Source organism: Shigella sp. SIG3, from assembly GCF_053555855.1.
Window position 1 is genome coordinate 1 of sequence record NZ_JBQZXE010000263.1, and the last position, 977, is coordinate 977.

Annotated in this window: 1 pseudogene; it reads right to left on the reverse strand. The window is 52.1% G+C overall.

From position 1 onward, the window contains the following. A pseudogene (locus ACUU1I_RS20775) lies at positions 1 to 914 on the reverse strand (IS3 family transposase); the annotation flags it as partial. Positions 915 to 977: the final 63 nt, after the last annotated feature.

Here is a 977-nt window from a genome sequence, read left to right on the forward strand (position 1 = left end):
ACCCTCCAGGCCGTGTGATTTCAGGAACGACTGCCACTCATGGCTTGTGTACTGACTGCCCTGATCCGAATGAACCAGCACCTGTTTTTCGGGATTACGCCGCCATACAGCCATCAGCAGTGCGTTCAGGACAATGTCCTTTGTCATCCGGGATTGCATGGACCAGCCGATAATTTTGCGTGAGAACAGATCAACAACAACGGCAAGATACAGCCAGCCTTCGTGGGTCCTGATGTAGGTTATGTCCGTTACCCAACGCTCATCAGGAGCATCCGGATTGAACTGTCGCTGGAGCCTGTTGGGTGACACGATACTGGCCTCGCCTTTACGTGCCCGCGGGCTTCGGTATCCGACCTGAGCCTTTATTCCGACACGTTTCATCAGTCTCCAGACTCTGTTTACTCCGCACTGTTGCCCGCTGTCACGCAGATCCAGATGGATTTTGCGATAACCATAGACGCATCCCGATTCCAGCCAGAACTGTTTAATCTGTCCTGTCAGTCTCAGGTCTGCCTGATGGCGTTGTGAATGCGGCTGCTGAAGCCAGGCGTAAAAACCACTGGGATGAACATCCAGCACCCGACAGAGCAGGCGAACAGGCCAGCAACAGGAGTTGTCACGGATAAAGGCGTACCTCAGTCGGACAGCTTTGCGAAGTACGCCGCGGCTTTTTTTAATATGTCCCGTTCGTCGGTAACCCGTTTCAGCTCTTTCTGGAGACGGCGGATCTCGGCCTGAGCATCTGACTGTTCTTTATTAGTGGAAGAATCCGGACCGTACTTCTTTATCCAGGCATAAAGGCTGTGGGTGGTGATATCGAGACGTGTTGCAACGCTGGCAACAGAATAACCGCGATCAACAACCTGTTTGACTGCTTCAGTTTTAAACTCTTCGGGATAACGCTTACCGCTCATGGGCACCTCTCTTTAAGCCATCTTAAATGACTCTGAGGTGTCTGTTAAACCCGTGGCGATTCA